This is a genomic window from Maribacter stanieri, from assembly GCF_900112245.1.
GTDB classification, from domain to species: domain Bacteria; phylum Bacteroidota; class Bacteroidia; order Flavobacteriales; family Flavobacteriaceae; genus Maribacter; species Maribacter stanieri.
The window spans coordinates 919,730-936,662 of record NZ_FOYX01000001.1 but is presented as its reverse complement, the minus strand read 5'-3'; the positions used below and the strand labels follow the sequence as shown (position 1 = coordinate 936,662).

Genomic DNA, 16,933 nt, shown 5'->3' with positions numbered 1-16,933 from the left:
GTTCACGGTTTTGGGGTTAAAAGCGTATTTCTATAATCGATTATATTTTTGTGCACTTGAATAATCTTATAGTTCTCCGATAAAACTACAAAATTCTCATCAGCAACGCGGTAATCCTTATTGTTTTTTAGTAGCTCTGCATAGCCAAGTGCAAATTCTTTTGACTTAAAGCCATGAACCACTACAAATTGATCTTCGAGGTTATAAATATCCCTAGAAACTACATTTTTGTATTTAAGATCTTCAATAGATTTATCTAACATTTCCATCAGCTTTAATGCCTTCTCTGTATTACTTCTTTTAAAAGGGAAAACTACTTTCCAATTTGATGTTCCCTTAGAATCTGTCTCTGGTGAAAACTCCTTTGGTTCTAATTTTGGAAGCTGTTCAGCAATCATCTGTTCTGCCTTTTTACCTTCCGGATTGTTAGGGTAGGTCAAAGCCACATAATTAAGTGCTTCCTTAAATAACTCAAAACCTTGTAGTCTACCAATTGCGTTTGCTTTCAGCATTTCAAATTTAGGAACAATAGGATCTCCTGTAAACCTATTGATGTTTTCCTCTGCCCCTGTAATGACCTGTAAATACTGTTGGTCCTTATATTGTTTAAATAAACTCTCGTATCGCTTTTCTGGACTATCAGAACTATTTGCCAATACCGCCTGCGGATTCAATAGAATCTCTGCATATCTAGAATCTCCATGGTTGGCAATAATATCGGCCTTCATAGCTTCTTTTAACGGACTATCTACTTCTTCGTAGATTTTATATAAATTGTATTTAGAAGGTAGAATCAATCGTTCTTCTGAATTCGATGCCAAAACATTCTCTAATTTACCGGCCGCTAAAAGATTTTCATTAAACTTCTCCTTATATATTAACCCAAGTTGATAGTTAGCAAAATTACGTTCTGTTTTTAAACTGTCAATTACGGCAACATCGGTTGGTAAACGATCCATATAATATTCTAATGAGAATTTCTCATCATCACTAACCACACTTAAACTATCATTTGCTCCCACAGCGTTTTGTAACGCTAAATTATCAGTATTTACAACCGATTTGTCAGACCAACGCCAATCATCGGTTAATTCTCTATTACCCCAGCGGTTTTTAAAATCGTTTTGACCGTAACCTAAACTGGTAATATTATAGAAATAGAATTTTCCTTTATTTTCCTTTCCACCTTTACTATTTGAAAATGCGGCAAAGCCATCTGTAATTCTTTCTTTTTCTTTTTTCTGAGCAGCTTCTTTAGCTTTTTGCAACTCCTCTATATGCTTTCCAAAATATGCCAATTGCTCATCTTTTGGCATTTGATATACTGTAATTACACTATCTGCGTATTGTACGATGTCTTCGTACTTAATAACATCCTCTAAATTGTCTCTCTTCTTTTTAATAGCACGAAACTTCTTCGTATTCTCATTTAAGTTAGTAAGTACACTATCGTAATATGCACCTGCAGGTTTATAAACACTTTCGTAAAAGTTATACTCTGCTAAATTCTCATAATTAAGCGCATTTAGTTTTGGCTTGTTTTGAGATGCACGCAAAGATTTGTTGAAATACACCAATGCCAAACTATCAGACTCCTGCGCTAAATGAAACTCAGCCAATTGTCTATATATGTTATCTAAAAAGGGTCTGTTCTCCCTGTTCAATTCCATTTTAGTCAAATACTCCAAAACCTCTTCTTTATTTTCAGCGGTAATTTCAGTATTCTTTAGTTTTTCAATTTTCGCATTGATCATGTAAACCCTAGGCGATTTTCTATTTAAATCTATCACCTTGTCAAAAGCATAATTAGCACTATCCTTATAACCTAGCTGATTGTACAACTGTCCTATTATATAATAGTATCTTCCTTTTTCTGGATTTTTACTTGTGTAATGCGATGCAATTTTTAGGTTTTGAACAGCTGTATCTGGTGCATTAAGATTTATGAATGCTTGCGCCATCATTGCTCTTGCATCTGCATACTCTTGATCCTTTAAACGCTCATACTTCATCAAGCGTTTTAAATTCTTAATGGCAAGATCATCGTTCTCTAATCTAATATTCACCTTTTCTCTCCAAATACTAGCTTCGTTAAGCTTATCGCTTTGAGAGTATTTGTTTAAGATGTAATTAAATGATTCTAATGCAGGAATGTAGCGTTCATCAAAATAACGGGCTTTACCTAATAATAGAAAAGCTTCATCTATTTGCGGGTTACGCTCCTCATCTTTAATATCCATACTATGGCGTTGAATAGCTTTTGTAGCTTTCTCTTCCGCAATAAGAAAATTAGGATTGTTGTCTTCTGAATCTAGTTTAATTTCGCCACTAACCTCTAAACGCTCTATAGGCAAGACTTCAAAATAGTCATCTTGGTAGGTGTCATTTAAGGTATTGCGCCCTTCTTCAAAAGCAATATTACCGTTATATAATGTGTTGTACTTAGTGTTTAGCGCATGCCAATTACGATTAATAAAAGCATCTTTCTTGGTCGAACATGCATTAAAAAGCATACTCGCCAAAACACCGGATAAAATAAGTTTGTTTCTAAGATTCAAAATAGATGATCTACGTATGTATGTTTAACTTAAAAACAACCAGAATATTATGCCGTTCATCGGTAAACCGCATATTTATTTTTAAGCATTTACATCACTTCTAAACTTATACCATTAAATTTTACCGACCAAGTAGTTTGTTCTGAGTCAAAATTGTGAAGCGCAATTCAATTTCTTGCACTTTATCTAGCGAATAACATCTTTATCGGAATTTATATTACATCGGTTAAAATGATAGAAATGAAAAACCGACCATTGGGTCGGTTTTATAAGTTTTGTGTATAATGCAGTTTGTCTAATTTAGGAAAATCGAAATCTAATTGATTTTTCAACTACAAGTAGTTCTCGACTGCACTCTAAAGGACATATAATCCTCTATTTATTCCATAACTACCTGTGCACTTTCCGCACCAAAGAATACCTCTAGTTCTTTCAATGTTTCAGCAGATGTTTCTATATCTTTAACCACCTCACCTTTGTTCAACACCACAATACGTTCGCAAACTTCGGTCACGTGAATTAGATCGTGACTAGAAACTAAAACGGTTACGTCTTTTTGTTCGGCCAGTTCTTTAATAATTTGCTTTAAACGAATTTGAGTGGTTGGATCCAAATTTGCAAAAGGCTCGTCTAAAATAACCACTTTAGGGTTCCCAATAAATGAAGCTACAATACCAGCTTTCTTTTGATTTCCTTTAGATAAATCTCTCAAGTACTTCTTTTGACCTAAAATTTCGCCGTGGAAAAAATCTTGATACTGTGCCAATAATGCATCTACATCTGCTTTATTTTGACCACGAAGATCACCTATAAAGTAGAAATACTCTTCGGGAGTCAGATATCCAATTAAAAACGTTTCATCTATAAACGATGAAGTAAACGGTTTCCAATCTTCACTGGTGTTTACTTGAACATCATTATTAATGATATAACCAGTAGTAGGTTGTATTAAATCTAGCAACAAACTAAAAAGTGTTGTCTTACCTGCACCGTTGTTACCTACTAAACCAAAGCTTTGCCCTGTTGGAATGTTTAAAGATTCGATATTAAGGACTTTTTGTGAACCGTATATTTTTGATAAATTTTCTATTGTAATCATAATCTTGTTATTCTAATTTGTTAGAGATGAATTGTGATGTTATAAACTGAAAAAGCTTAACTAGCCTTCTCTTTAAAACCAGCAATCATTCCGTATTTCTTTTTCTTGTACTGCTCCGTAATTAAACCTAGTAAATAGTTCTTCATGGCAAAACCAATGATGCCTAGAACCGATAATACTCCGACTGCAACTTCTATATTAAAGATGTAATAAAAGATGGAAAAGATAATTATTGGAACCACCATTACCGGAAGCATTACCAAAAACTGAGTAGCACTTGCGCCCTGCATGTTACCAAACGGACTCTGATCCAATTCGATTCTTTTTTTGTTGAATGAACCAAAATATAAAATGACCGGTATATTTACACCTAAGTTATACAGTGCGCAACCAAAATTAATAGCTAAAGCCTCCCAACCAAAGTAAACATAAGGTATCGTCAATAAAAACATACCCACAACACTTACAGTTATCAAAATAACTTTAGATTCTAAATACTTTCGCATTGGTATGTTTTGCGACATCATCATACTATAATAGCTACTATCCCAAGCTGGTATAAATTGACCAAAATTACTTAAGAAAATTCCTGTCATAAATACACCAACAAATGCTTTCATTGGCATCATACTACTATAGGCTTCCACGGTATAGAACACCAAGCCATAAAAAACAAAAAGTAAGGAAATAAATACTTGAGACTTGGTTCGTTTATTTCTCCAAATCATTTTTAAATCAAGTTGCAAGAAAGAACCCATTTCTCCAAAACGCTTTGTCCAAGACATATCTGAAGTATTTGCTTCTACTGATTTCGATTGAAGCTTAGCATCTAGATAAATCTTATCTCGTAGGTATTTAAAATTGACATAATATATAATTCCTGCTAAAGCAATCGGAATCAATACCGTAATTGGATATGCATAAAGCGCATGAAAAACAGGTGCAAAAAACTCTTTAACAGAGAACACTCCAAAATAATCCAATCCATATCCCAATGCAAGAATACTTCCTATCCCAATAAGAACTTTATCATTCTTATTTACAAGCAGGTTAACATAATTAATACTAAGTATAATACCCATGATACCCACTATCCATAATAAAACATTTACTGCAGGGTAGCCATTAACCAATAAAACAATTGCAAAGGGTACAACAAAGAATAGTGTCAATAAGTTATAGATAGATGCCGCCGATCTTCCCAATATATAATGTGCGATGGTGCTTTTCTTGACCGGTGTAGTCAAGAATGGTTTTATATCCATCACCGGTAATTTCTGCATGAAGTATCGTAAAAATAATTCAATTAAAATCCAGTAAATGAAATATTGACTAATGCTCCACATAGGGCTCTGATCTGGAAATACTTCTTTTAAGATAAAGTACATTCCTGCACCTGTAGCAGCAAGTGATAAAAGCATATATACGCCAAAAAAGCCCATTACTATTTTTATCCCCAGACTTTTACCAAGGTTAGAAGACCTAAAAAAGGATTTCCATTGTAATGAAGAAAAACGTTTAAACATTCGGTTGGTTTTAGTATTCAGAATATAAGTAAGAAAAATCTTGAGTTTGTTACAAGACTTATTGAATATATCTTTAAACAAGACCTTACTTATATTATTTATTACTCATTATCAACAAGTTATATCATCCCTCCTCTTCATCAAAAAATTTCTCTCTAGCGAATTCGAAGTTTCCAGCAATGCTTTATCTAAAAAAGAAATTGCTAGTTCTTTCTCTCCTTTATTGATATAATATTCCGCATAACAACCGTAATATAAATAGGCTCTTTGACCAAGTTCTGCAACATCAACTATTTTTAATAATTGATGTGTTTTTTCAAAATCAGTTAACTGAAGACATACTGTTGCATGATTTAACAACGTAAACATATTAGGTTCAAACGTATATAATTGTTCGTACCAATAAGAGATGTTTTTCCAATTGGTATCTTTAAATGTTTTGGCATTTAAATGTTCCGAGGCTATGGCAGCTTCATAATGATAAACTGACGTGTCATCATAATCCATAGCTTTAAGCATAGCGCTGTTTCCCATCTTTATCAATAGAAAATACCATTTGGTACGGTCTTGATGCTTCAAATTAACTATTTGATTATCAGAGGAAACTTTGCTTTCTAGTCGTGACATATGAAAACAAAGCAATGCAAAAAGTGCGTACAAACTGCCACTTCTAAATTGTTCCTTTTTTAAAAGTAATTGACAAAGACGAATAGCTTCTCCACACAAATCTTCTTTTATTAATTTTTCTTTGTTTGTAGAATGGAAGCCTTCATTAAATGTCAAATAGATTACTTCCATAACTCGTACCATTCTTTCAGGAATAGCTTCGGGAGCTGGGTATTTAAATTGAATGTTATTTTCTCGAATAGATTTTTTAGCACGGGTCAATCGTTTGACAATTGTTTCTTCTTTAGTCAATAATGCGGCAGCGATTTCCTTAGTACTAAATCCAGAAATGGTTTTTAAAGCAAAGGCTATTTGTTCGCTGGGGTGTAAACTTGGGTGACAGGCAACAAAAATCATTCGCAACTGACTGTCTGCAACCTCATGATCTAAAAACAGTTCGTCTATTTGTAAAGATGATGCCCCAGTTGTAATGCTAAGGTTTCTATTCTTTTCTGCCTGTATACTACGAAGAATATCAATGGTTCTATTTTTGGCAACTCGGTTCAACCATCCCTCTGGATTATCGGGTATTTTAGTTCGCCATTGCGAAGTTGCTTTTATAAAGGTATCCTGTACCGCATCTTCAATAGTTTCAATATAAGAGAGTCCAAAAAACCGGGTTAAAATAGCGACCATCTTTCCGTAATGATGTCTAAAAAGATGGTCTACTACATTATGTTCCATAATATATTATTGTTCAAAAACCATTACTTCCCTGATTTCAACAGTTCCGTCTAAATCATAATCTGGATAATCTTCGGCAATTTTAACCACTGCATCGGCATTTTCAGCCTGTACAATATAGTAACCACCGATCAATTCTTTACCTTCTATTAAAGGAGCATCAGTTACGGTACGTTTAGGTCCAGAAACTCTTTTTACACTAGGTACTAAAGCTTCACCTCCCTTAACAATTCCTTGTTTTTGCATTTTTTCGTTCCAAGCGAACCACTTACCCATTCGTGTTTGTAGTTGTTCTGGTGATAAACCTAATTCTTGATAATCTGCACCGATGAAAATCATCATAAAATCTTTCATAATTTAACTGTTTTAATTTTACATAGAACTCGCTCTAAGTTCTCATTGTTTACCCCATGACGTTACCAAAATCAAATTAGGGACATTTTTTAGAACTTTTTTTTCGAAAGAGAAAAATTAAGGATTATTTAGATGAATCTATCATTGAAAAACTTAGAGATTCAGATTTTTTGACAAATGTCATTCTATATCGTAAAAGCAATGCTTAATTTTGTAATTCGATTTAAAGAAACCAACATATGTCGCATTTTCACCCATTAACGGTAAAACATATTAAAAAATTAACGCCAACTTCAGTTGCCGTTACATTTTCAATTCCGAAAGAATTGGCACAGACTTTCACTTTTACGGCAGGTCAGTACATCACCATAAAAAAAGAAATTAAAGGTAAAGAACTTAGAAGAGCATATTCTATTAGTTCTTCTCCTGAAAAAGACGGAATCACCATTGGCATTAAAAAAGTGGATAATGGCGGATTCTCTAACTACGCAAATTCACAATTAAAAGTTGGTGATACGCTAGAAGTTATGGAGCCAGAAGGTCGTTTCGTTTTTAAAACAACGAAAGATGTTCAGAATATAGCAGCTTTTGCTGCAGGTAGTGGTATTACTCCTATAATGAGTATTGTAAAGTCTGTTTTAGATGGTAACCCTAAGAACAAATTTGTTTTGGTTTACGGAAACAAATCATACGAAGAGACAATGTTTTACACCGATTTGGTAAAACTAGAACTAGAATATGCCAATCGGTTTTTTGTATACTTCACCAACAGTCAAACACGTGAAGACAAGGCTTTATTCGGTAGAATAGATACTTCCACCGTCAATTATGCCCTATTGAACAAGCATAAGGATGTTGATTTTGATGGCTACTATTTATGCGGACCAGAAGAAATGATCCGTTTGGTACAAGACACTTTATTAGAAAATGAAGTTGAAAAGGATAAAATCCATTTTGAACTTTTTACTCCAACAGAAATAAAAGAGGAATTACCGGTACAAGTAGATGGCCAAACTTCTGTTACGGTACTTGTTGACGATGAAGAATTTCAGTTTACCATGGATAAGAAAACAGTAATTCTTGATGCTGTTTTAAAAGAAAATATTGATGCGCCATACTCATGCCAAGGCGGAGTATGTAGTAGTTGTATTGCTAAAGTAACTGAAGGAAAAGCAGAAATGATGATGAACCAAATTCTAACCGATAAGGAAATAGCAGACGGATTTATTCTTACCTGCCAAGCACACGCTACTACACCTACTATTAAGGTAGATTATGATGATGTTTAGATAAGCGCTAAACAAACTTAATTGTAACGTCTTTGCGAACGCGGCAATCTGTTGAATAATTGTTATTATCTACCAGATTGCCTCGTACCATGCAAAGACGTTTTTTTTACCTCCTATTTACTCTTTTAAAAGCTAAAATTTATTCGATAGAGTTATTCTATCTGGGACGTTAAAATACCTTTGATAGTATTTTCAACGCTCACTAGCTATGTCCATAGAAATCATAGGTGTATTCATAATAATCGCAGCGGTAATTATCTTATTTGCTTTTGAGATTTTCCCGATGGATAAAATATCCTTCTGCATTATTGCCGCTTTATTACTTACAGGGTTGGTTTCACCGGAGGAAGCCGTTAGTGGATTCTCTAACAAAGCGGTCATTACCATATTATGCTTAATGATTTTAGCAATAGGTCTAGAAGAGAACGGAGCAATATCCTATCTCGCCAAAGGATTAAAAATTTTAAAAAACTGGCCCGTAGTATTAGCAATGGTTGCCATTATGCTAATTGCCGGTAGTATTTCTGCCTTTGTAAGTTCAACGGCTGTAGTCATTGTATTTATAAAAATTGTTGCAGAATTACGAGAGAAGTATCAATTGCCTCCAGGTAAGCTTTTACTACCTATTTCCTTCGCTAGTATTCTTGGTGGTAGCTGTACCTTAATGGGTACCTCAACTAACCTATTAGTCAGTAATATTGCTGCCAGATACACGGGCGAGAAACTCGGTTTTTTTGAATTCTCATTATTTGGGATTACTTTCTTAGGCATTTCAATGGGTATCATTGCACTCTTTTATCGCTTTTTACCAAAAGACAACGGCGAACTGTCTGATAATTATGACCTAGATCGATACCTATTAACTTTGACCATAGAACCCGATTCCCCTTTGGCAGAAAAACCCATTGGTGAAAGCTTCATGTTCAAAGAAGTGGATATCACCGTTTTGCGTTTAACACGTAATGGGTACGACCAAAACTTGTTAAATCATGATTTACTCATTAAGCCGAACGATATTATTCTTTTGCATTGCAGTTTAGAAAATCTTCAAAAAATGCGTGGCGAAGGTTATTTTGAAATTGATTTAGAAGAAAAAGACCATTTCAAATCCACCAAAAACACACAAATAAAAAAGGTAAGCGATTCCAATAAAAAAGATGAAGACACTAACGAGACAAAAGACGAAAACTTACTATTAGAATTATTGTTATTACCTGGGTCTAAGTTTCTTGGTAGAAACCTATCTGAACTAAAAACTATGTTGATCCCTAGGGCAATTCCATTAGCGGTCAATAAAAGAAAAAAACTAAGAATTCTTAAAAATCGATTACACCAAAGTAACCATGAATTTACTAAACTTCATGTTGGTGACCGACTATTGATTCAAACCAAACCTGAATATGTTTCAAATTTTGAAAACAGTAATAATTTAGCTGTATTGAACCAATATGAAGGCCGTACACCTGCTACCCCATTTAAAAGAAACTTATCCATCTTAATTCTTATTGCTACCATAACCATGGCAGCAACTGGTGTGTTTGAAGTAATGACTAGTGTAATTACTGGAACGCTAGCTATGCTACTTTTTAAATGTGTAGAATTGAATCGCATTTATGAAAAGATAAACTGGCAAATTATATTCTTATTGGCAGGAATGATACCGTTAGGTATTGCCATGAGTAATGCAAAAGCAGATACGTGGATTACAGAGGAATTGTTAGCGCTAATGGCTGGGCAACAACCAATATTTATTATTGGTTTATTGTTTTTAACCACCATGGTTTTAAGCAGTGTAGTTTCTAATAATGCCACTGCCATTATTATGGCTCCTATAGGTATTTCATTAGCCAGCGGTCTAAGCTTAGACCCAAAACCTTTTATACTCTGTGTAATGTTCGCTGCAAACTTTAGTTTTTTTACACCATTAGGCTACCAAACTAACGCACTTATCTACAGTATGGGAATTTATAAGTTTAAACACTTTCTGGTTATAGGAGGAGTTATTTCTCTTGTGCTATGGATTGTTGGTACCTTATTATTAAGTGCCATGCTTTAAGCATTTAAATTATTCAGGGAAAATTGCCCTAAATTTATTTACAGCAGTTTCATAACCTATTGCATATGCCTTTTCAATTCCCCTTCTGTCTAATAAACCGATATGCTCTAACTCTTGTGACTCAAGAATAAGGTGACAATTATTAATTTTTTGTCTGTTGATGGCGTAAATCATCAATCCGGTTACACGACCCGTTAATTGAAAAGAATTATTCAGGTGTTTCTTCTCCAATTTAGAAACGACAGAAACGTTGCTACCTATAACATATTCTACTTTAGACAAAACCGGTTCTGAAGGAAAATTATTCATGATTCCGCCATCTGCGTATAGTTCACCGTTATACTCCACCGGACTAAAAACAGGAGGTAATGCTGCAGAAGCTAATAAGGGTTTTATCAATTCACCTTTATCAATGAATAGTTCTTCGCCTTTTTGCAAGTTGGTGGCTACCACATGAAGTTCTCTGTTTAAAGCTTCAAAACTATCTTCTGGAAAATACTGTTTAAAAGAGTTTATATAGCTTTCACTATTTAATAATCCGGGTTTTGCTACCGCAAAATAATTGTATTTGAATAACGGCGTTTCTTTAAAAAACCGCAACATATCAACAACAGGCTTATCTGCTGCATACAAAGCGCCTACTAAAGCGCCAATACTACTTCCGGATACAACATTGGCTTCTAAACCAAACTCTTGCATTGCCTTTATAACACCTATATGTGCCATGCCTCTAATGCCCCCACCGGAAAGCACCAAACCTATGGACTTAGAACCTATTTGCATCTATCTAGAATTAATTCAAAAAAAATGCCGAACGAATACTATTATCCGCTCGGCATAAAATTAATCATTAATGCGGACTATGAATCTAATCCGAAGGCATAATAATATTTACTTCCGTCTTCATAAATACCTTCTAACATAACTCCACCTTTTTTACCCTCTAGCGCAGATGCTACATCATCAATATCTTTTACACGTTTACCGTCAATATGCGTAATAATAAACCCTTCACGCATTTGAGTTTCTTTCTTAATTTTTCCAGGATATAATTTAGTCACCTGAACAGCACCGTCTAAACCAAACTTCTTTCCTATCTCTTTATTGACATTCTCAAAATCGGCTCCAAGAAGGTTAAATACTTCTTTATCTTCTTTCTTTATGATATTGGTACCACCTTGAGAGTTATGAAGCTCTACTTCTAGCTCTTTTTCTTTACCGTTTCTATTTACTACAATAGTCACTTTATCACCTGGTCGTTTACCTGCAATAATTTCTTGAAGTCTAGGTGATGTAGCTGTTTCTTTACCATTTACACTAATAATAATATCTCCAGATTCAATACCTGCCAAATCTGCACCACTATCTTCACCAACTTGCTCTACCCAAACTCCTTTGGTAAAATCAACATCTTTCTCTTTGGCCAAGTTACTATCCATCGTTCTAATGGTTACCCCTAGCATACCACGTTGCACGTTACCATATTTTAAAAGGTCTTCAACCACTTTAGTAACTATATTGCTAGGTACTGCAAATCCGTAACCTGTGTAAGTACCGGTTGTACTAGCAATAGCCGTATTAATTCCGACCAAATTACCGTCAAGATTCACTAGCGCACCACCACTATTACCAGGGTTAATAGCTGCATCTGTCTGTATAAAACTTTCTACGGCAAATTTATCGGCATTAATATGAATATTTCTCGCTTTGGCACTAACGATACCTGCAGTAACCGTTGAATTTAATCCAAGCGGATTACCTACAGCCAACACCCATTCTCCCACTTCAACATCATCTGAATTTACCAATGACATAGTTTTAAGATTGTCAGCTTTAATCTGTAAAAGTGCTAAATCCGTAGTTGGATCCGTACCTATTACGGTAGCCTTGTAAGATTGGTTATTATATAAGGTAACCTCAACCTCATCAGCATTGTCAATTACATGATTATTGGTTACTATATAACCTTTGTCGTTAATGATAACTCCTGATCCCGTACCAACCCTAGGTTGCGAACGCGTACCTTCTGGAGATTGTCCTTTAAACATATCACCAAAAAACTCTTTAAAAGGGTCTGGCAATTCCCTAGCTCCTTGATTTTGATAGGATGATCCCGTTTGGGTTGATTTAATATGCACCACAGCATCTAGAACCTTTTCTGAAGTATCGGTAAAATCTAACGGTTTAATATTTCCTTCGTTATCCTTTGTATACAAAGCATGTGCACCAGGAACAGATTCAACCACCGTTACTCCTGTGTTTTCTTTTTCGTTTTGTTTGTTCAATTGTATTACCCCTAAACTAACTGCAAGGGCAATAACCGCTGAGAAGAGGTAAACCTTCCAAGCGCCTTTGGTATTTGTGTCTGATTTCATATATAATTAATTTTTAAAATTCTTCTGATGCCTTAACGGCAATAGCTATGCCATGTCTATGCCTGTCAATGCTAAAAAAAATCTAAAACTTTTTGAAATTTTAAGGGATTTTTTAGACTAAGTGGTCTGTAAGCATAAAATTAGCATGGGCAAATACTCAAAAAGAAGTACTTTATCCTATTATATATCATGTTTATAGGTGATTATATAAGTTAGATAATGAACCTTATTGTTTGAAACCGACCACATGGTCTAAAACTGACATTTTGACTTAAAGTAAGATATTTCGTCTATTTTAATGATACAAATTAGTTATACTTAGAAAACCTTTGCTTTATTTTTACGTAAGTTTAACAACGAGAAAGAAAATTTAATTGAATTCACAGGGTACAACTGCAATTTTGGTATTTGCCAATTCCGCCAAAGAAGACTTGGCGAATAAGTCAATTCCCAAAGGTGAGCAATTATTTGATGTACTAACCAAAACCACTCTTAAAAAAGCAAAAAACACAGGTTTACCTGTTTTTCATTTTTCAGATAAAGATCAAGTTGGCGCTACTTTTGGCGAACGTTTTACAAATGCTATTGCTACTGTTTTTGATAAAGGATTTTCTAATTTAATTACCATTGGTAATGATACTCCCCATTTAAAAACACAACATCTTAAACATACTGCTAATCAATTAGCTTTAGGTAAGACTGTAATTGGTCCTTCTATTGATGGCGGTTTCTATTTATTAGGTTTACAAAAATCTAACTTCGAAGTTGCAGAATTTCAAAATTTACCATGGCAACGATTCAGCTTATACCACCAAATTTCATTGTGGTTACAAGAAGAATCGTCTGAATTAATAAAATTACCTGTTCTACAGGATTTGGATAACGAAAGGGATTTACATTCCATACTATCGTTTTCCTTTGGCCTATCATCCACTTTGTTATTGTTGATTATAGGTTTATTAAAAAGAACCAGAAGTCTATTCTACGCTAACCAGAACTTCTCAACTCTATTACCTAATAGCTTTCTTTACAATAAAGGCTCTCCTGTAGTTTCATTTATCTAAATCCCCCTTTATCCAATAGTTGGGTAAATGAAAAATCAGTCCAAAGCTATATATGAAACACTTAGTACTAGTGTTGACATTGTTTATGTTAAACATGGTCAATGCTCAAGAAACAATTACAGGTATTGTGACCGATACCGATGGCAATACGATACCATACGTAAACATTCTATTGTCTGGCACGTTAACCGGTTCAACGACCAATGAAGATGGAATATATTCATTAGAAGTTCTTAACCTCTCGGGAGCAATTGAATTTTCTGTTTTAGGATTTGAAACTCAAATAGTTTCGATAAACAATAAACGAACCATTAATATAACTTTAAATGATTCTTCTGAAGTTTTAGACGAAGTAGTATTGACCGCATTAGGACTAAAACGGGAAACCAAAGAATTGGGTTATGTCGTACAAAGTTTAGATGCCAAGGGAGTTACGGAGGTAAAATCTGTAAATTTCTTGGATAACCTTTCGGGGAAATTAGCAGGTGTAACTATTAACCAAGGCGCAACTGGAGTTGGTTCTTCCTCAAAAATTACTATTCGTGGTGAAGCTTCTTTCTCTAATAACAATCCGTTGTTTATTGTAGATGGAGTGCCTATTAATAACAACTCGGTTTTTAATTTTACCAGTGAAGCTGCTGCCGGCTTTCAAGAAATTGATTTTGGTAACGGAGCTATGGAGGTAAACCCTGATGATATTGCCGAAGTATCCGTTTTAAAAGGTCCAAGTGCTGCGGCACTATACGGAACAAGAGCTTCTAATGGTGTTATTATTATTGAAACTAAAAGTGGTAAGAATACGAAAGGGTTGGGAGTAAGCTACAACACCAGCTTTTTTGTGGATTCCGCTTTTCAACTACCAGATTTTCAAAATGAATACGGACAAGGTAATTCTGGTGAGTTTGCTTTTGTAGACGGATTAGGTGGTGGCACCAATGATTTGATTACCTACAGTTGGGGACCTCGTTTAGATGTCGGTAACTTAATTCCCCAATATGATAGTCCAGTAACACTAGCAGATGGAACCGTAGTGCGAGGTGGAGATACAGCTCTTTATAATGGGAATACGATAACACCTACGGAGTTTAAATCGAATCCTGATAACTTGAAGAACTTCTATGAAACCGGAACTACCCTGATTAATAATATTGCTATTTCTAACGGATTTGAAAAAGGCAACTATCGACTTTCGTTTACAGATTTGCGTAGTGAGTCGATTATTCCAGGGGTTAATTTAGACAGACAAACTATTAGTACACGATTGAGTTTTCAACCTATTAATAAGCTCCGCATCAATTCATCCATAAGTTATATCAATTCTAATAGCGACAACCGACCCTCTAATGGCTACGGATCAGAAAACGCAAATTATTCTTTGGTAGCATGGGGACCACGTTCCTTAAATATTGAAAATTTAAAAAACTATTGGCAACCTGGCTTAGAAGGCATACAACAGTATTCTTATAACTATACGTTTTTTGACAATCCTTATTTTATCCTTAATGAAAACACCAACTCTTTTAATAGGGATCGGGTTTTTGGAAATATTTCAGCTAGCTACGATATCACAGAAAATTTAACAGCGTCCATTAGAACAGGAATGGATTACTCTAGTGAACTACGTCAATTAAAAAGAGCCTATAGTTCTAATCGATTCTCAAATGGCGGATATGCCGAACATGATGTGTTCTATAGAGAGGTAAACACAGATTTTCTATTAAACTATGCAAATAAATTTAATGATTTTAGTGTAGATGTTTCACTTGGTGGAAATCGTTTAGACCAAAAAGCATTTACCTCACAATCGCAGACAACAAGTTTAGCACAACCAGGTATTTTTAGATTATCCAATGCCGCATCCCCTATAGAAGTATTCGAGTTTGAATCAAATAAACGAATCAACAGTTTTTACGGCTTGGCAAAATTCGGATATAAAGATTTCCTTTTCATAGATGTTACAGGACGAAACGATTGGTCTAGCGCATTGGCAACTCCATTTTCAGTAGATAATACCTCATTCTTTTATCCATCGGTTTCCAGTAGCTTTATTCTATCAGAAGTAGTTGAGTTACCTAAAACAATTTCTTTTGCAAAATTACGGGCAAGTTGGGCACAGGTTGGTAATGATACAAATCCGTACCAAACAACAGGGGCTTTTGTTGCTCAAACACCTTTTAATGGTCAGCCTACTTTCAGCAATTCAAATACTATCGCAAATGCAAATCTTCAACCAGAATCAACCTCTTCTTTTGAAGTAGGTGCAGATGTAAGATTGTTTGGCGATCAGCTTCGTTTTGATGTCTCGTACTATAACGCATTAACGAAAGACCAGATTATTTCATTGCCTATAGGCATTTCATCAGGGTATAACCAACAAGTAGTCAATGGTGGTGAAGTACGTTCAAAAGGTGTGGAGATTATTCTCGGTATTTCACCAGTAATAAGTCAAAATCTGAAATGGAATAGTACTTTAAATTTTAGCACAAACAGGTCTACCGTAGAAAGCTTACCACAAGATGAAGGTAGGTTAACACTGGCATATTCAAGAATATACGACAGTCAAAACCAAACGGTATTTTTACAGGCAGAAGAAGGTGGTCGCGTTGGTGATCTATACGGAACTGGCTATTTGAAAAACGAAAATGGAGATTTTATCTTAACGGATGAAGGCAGATACATTCCAGATAATGAACTACAAAAATTAGGGAATTACAATCCAGATTTTATGTTAGGTTTCAATAATCAATTCAATTATAAAAACTGGAATTTAGGTTTTCTATTCGATTGGCGACAAGGTGGAATCATAGTTTCTAGAACAAGAGCATTGGGTAATGTTGGTGGTCAGCTGGCAGAAACAGCTTTTAGACCAGAAACAGGAATTGTACCCGAAGGCGTTGTAAATACAGGTACTCAAGAAAATCCTGTTTACACACCAAATACAGTAGCGGTTTCTGCAGAAAGTTACTACCGACAGTTTTATGATAGAAACCATGAGGAAAACAATACGTATGATGCTTCCTTTTTAAAACTACGTCAAGTATCTATTGGTTACACTTTTGAAAATCTTAGTGTATTCAATCAAAATGCAACCTTGAATTTATCCCTAATTGGAAAGAATCTGTTTGCCATTACAGAGAATCCGCATTTTGACCCAGAGCAATTAGCGGTGCAAGGACTAGGATTTATAAGTGGCGTAGAAGATATGTCATATGCAACAACAAGAAGTATAGGTTTTAAAGCAGGATTTAATTTTTAAGAAAAA

11 protein-coding genes are annotated in these 16,933 nt (G+C 34.7%); 4 read left to right on the top strand and 7 right to left on the bottom strand.

Going from position 1 to position 16,933, the window contains the following annotated elements; translation table 11 throughout:
- Positions 1-2: 2 nt before the first annotated feature.
- From porW to BM296_RS04035, 5 genes are all read right to left on the bottom strand, one after another.
- Entirely contained in the window at positions 3-2,513 is a 2,511-nt protein-coding gene (gene porW / locus BM296_RS04055; RefSeq protein ID WP_394365302.1) for a type IX secretion system periplasmic lipoprotein PorW/SprE, read from the bottom strand.
- Positions 2,514-2,937: 424 nt separating this feature from the next.
- Positions 2,938-3,657, bottom strand: coding sequence for an ABC transporter ATP-binding protein (locus BM296_RS04050; protein WP_091901634.1), 720 nt, complete (start codon positions 3,655-3,657; stop codon positions 2,938-2,940).
- Between the two features lie 56 nt (positions 3,658-3,713).
- A complete protein-coding gene (locus tag BM296_RS04045; protein WP_091901632.1) occupies positions 3,714-5,183 on the bottom strand; it encodes a DUF5687 family protein in 1,470 nt (489 codons plus the stop codon).
- A 111-nt stretch (positions 5,184-5,294) separates the two neighbouring features.
- Positions 5,295-6,533 carry an RNA polymerase sigma factor gene (locus BM296_RS04040; RefSeq protein ID WP_091901630.1) on the bottom strand — a complete coding sequence of 413 codons (1,239 nt, stop codon included), beginning with the start codon at positions 6,531-6,533 and terminating at the stop codon, positions 5,295-5,297.
- Between the two features lie 6 nt (positions 6,534-6,539).
- Positions 6,540-6,887, bottom strand: coding sequence for a YciI family protein (locus BM296_RS04035; RefSeq protein ID WP_027065446.1), 348 nt, complete (start codon positions 6,885-6,887; stop codon positions 6,540-6,542).
- A 239-nt stretch (positions 6,888-7,126) separates the two neighbouring features.
- On the opposite strand from BM296_RS04035, the gene BM296_RS04030 reads away from it, so the two are divergent.
- Both BM296_RS04030 and BM296_RS04025 read left to right on the top strand, forming a co-directional pair.
- A complete protein-coding gene (locus BM296_RS04030; protein WP_091901628.1) occupies positions 7,127-8,176 on the top strand; it encodes a ferredoxin--NADP reductase in 1,050 nt (349 codons plus the stop codon).
- A gap of 208 nt (positions 8,177-8,384) precedes the next feature.
- Positions 8,385-10,232, top strand: coding sequence for an SLC13 family permease (locus BM296_RS04025; RefSeq protein WP_091901626.1), 1,848 nt, complete (start codon positions 8,385-8,387; stop codon positions 10,230-10,232).
- A 9-nt stretch (positions 10,233-10,241) separates the two neighbouring features.
- Here the strand turns inward: BM296_RS04025 and BM296_RS04020 are convergent, their stop codons facing one another.
- On the bottom strand, positions 10,242-11,015 hold the full coding sequence (locus BM296_RS04020) for a patatin-like phospholipase family protein (protein ID WP_091901624.1): 774 nt from the start codon (positions 11,013-11,015) through the stop codon (positions 10,242-10,244).
- Positions 11,016-11,092: 77 nt separating this feature from the next.
- Entirely contained in the window at positions 11,093-12,607 is a 1,515-nt protein-coding gene (locus BM296_RS04015; RefSeq protein ID WP_091901622.1) for a Do family serine endopeptidase, read from the bottom strand.
- Positions 12,608-12,981: 374 nt separating this feature from the next.
- On the opposite strand from BM296_RS04015, the gene BM296_RS04010 reads away from it, so the two are divergent.
- Both BM296_RS04010 and BM296_RS04005 read left to right on the top strand, forming a co-directional pair.
- Positions 12,982-13,671 carry a TIGR04282 family arsenosugar biosynthesis glycosyltransferase gene (locus tag BM296_RS04010; protein WP_091901620.1) on the top strand — a complete coding sequence of 230 codons (690 nt, stop codon included), beginning with the start codon at positions 12,982-12,984 and terminating at the stop codon, positions 13,669-13,671.
- 52 nt (positions 13,672-13,723) lie between these two features.
- Entirely contained in the window at positions 13,724-16,927 is a 3,204-nt protein-coding gene (locus BM296_RS04005) for a SusC/RagA family TonB-linked outer membrane protein (RefSeq protein WP_091901618.1), read from the top strand.
- Positions 16,928-16,933: the final 6 nt, after the last annotated feature.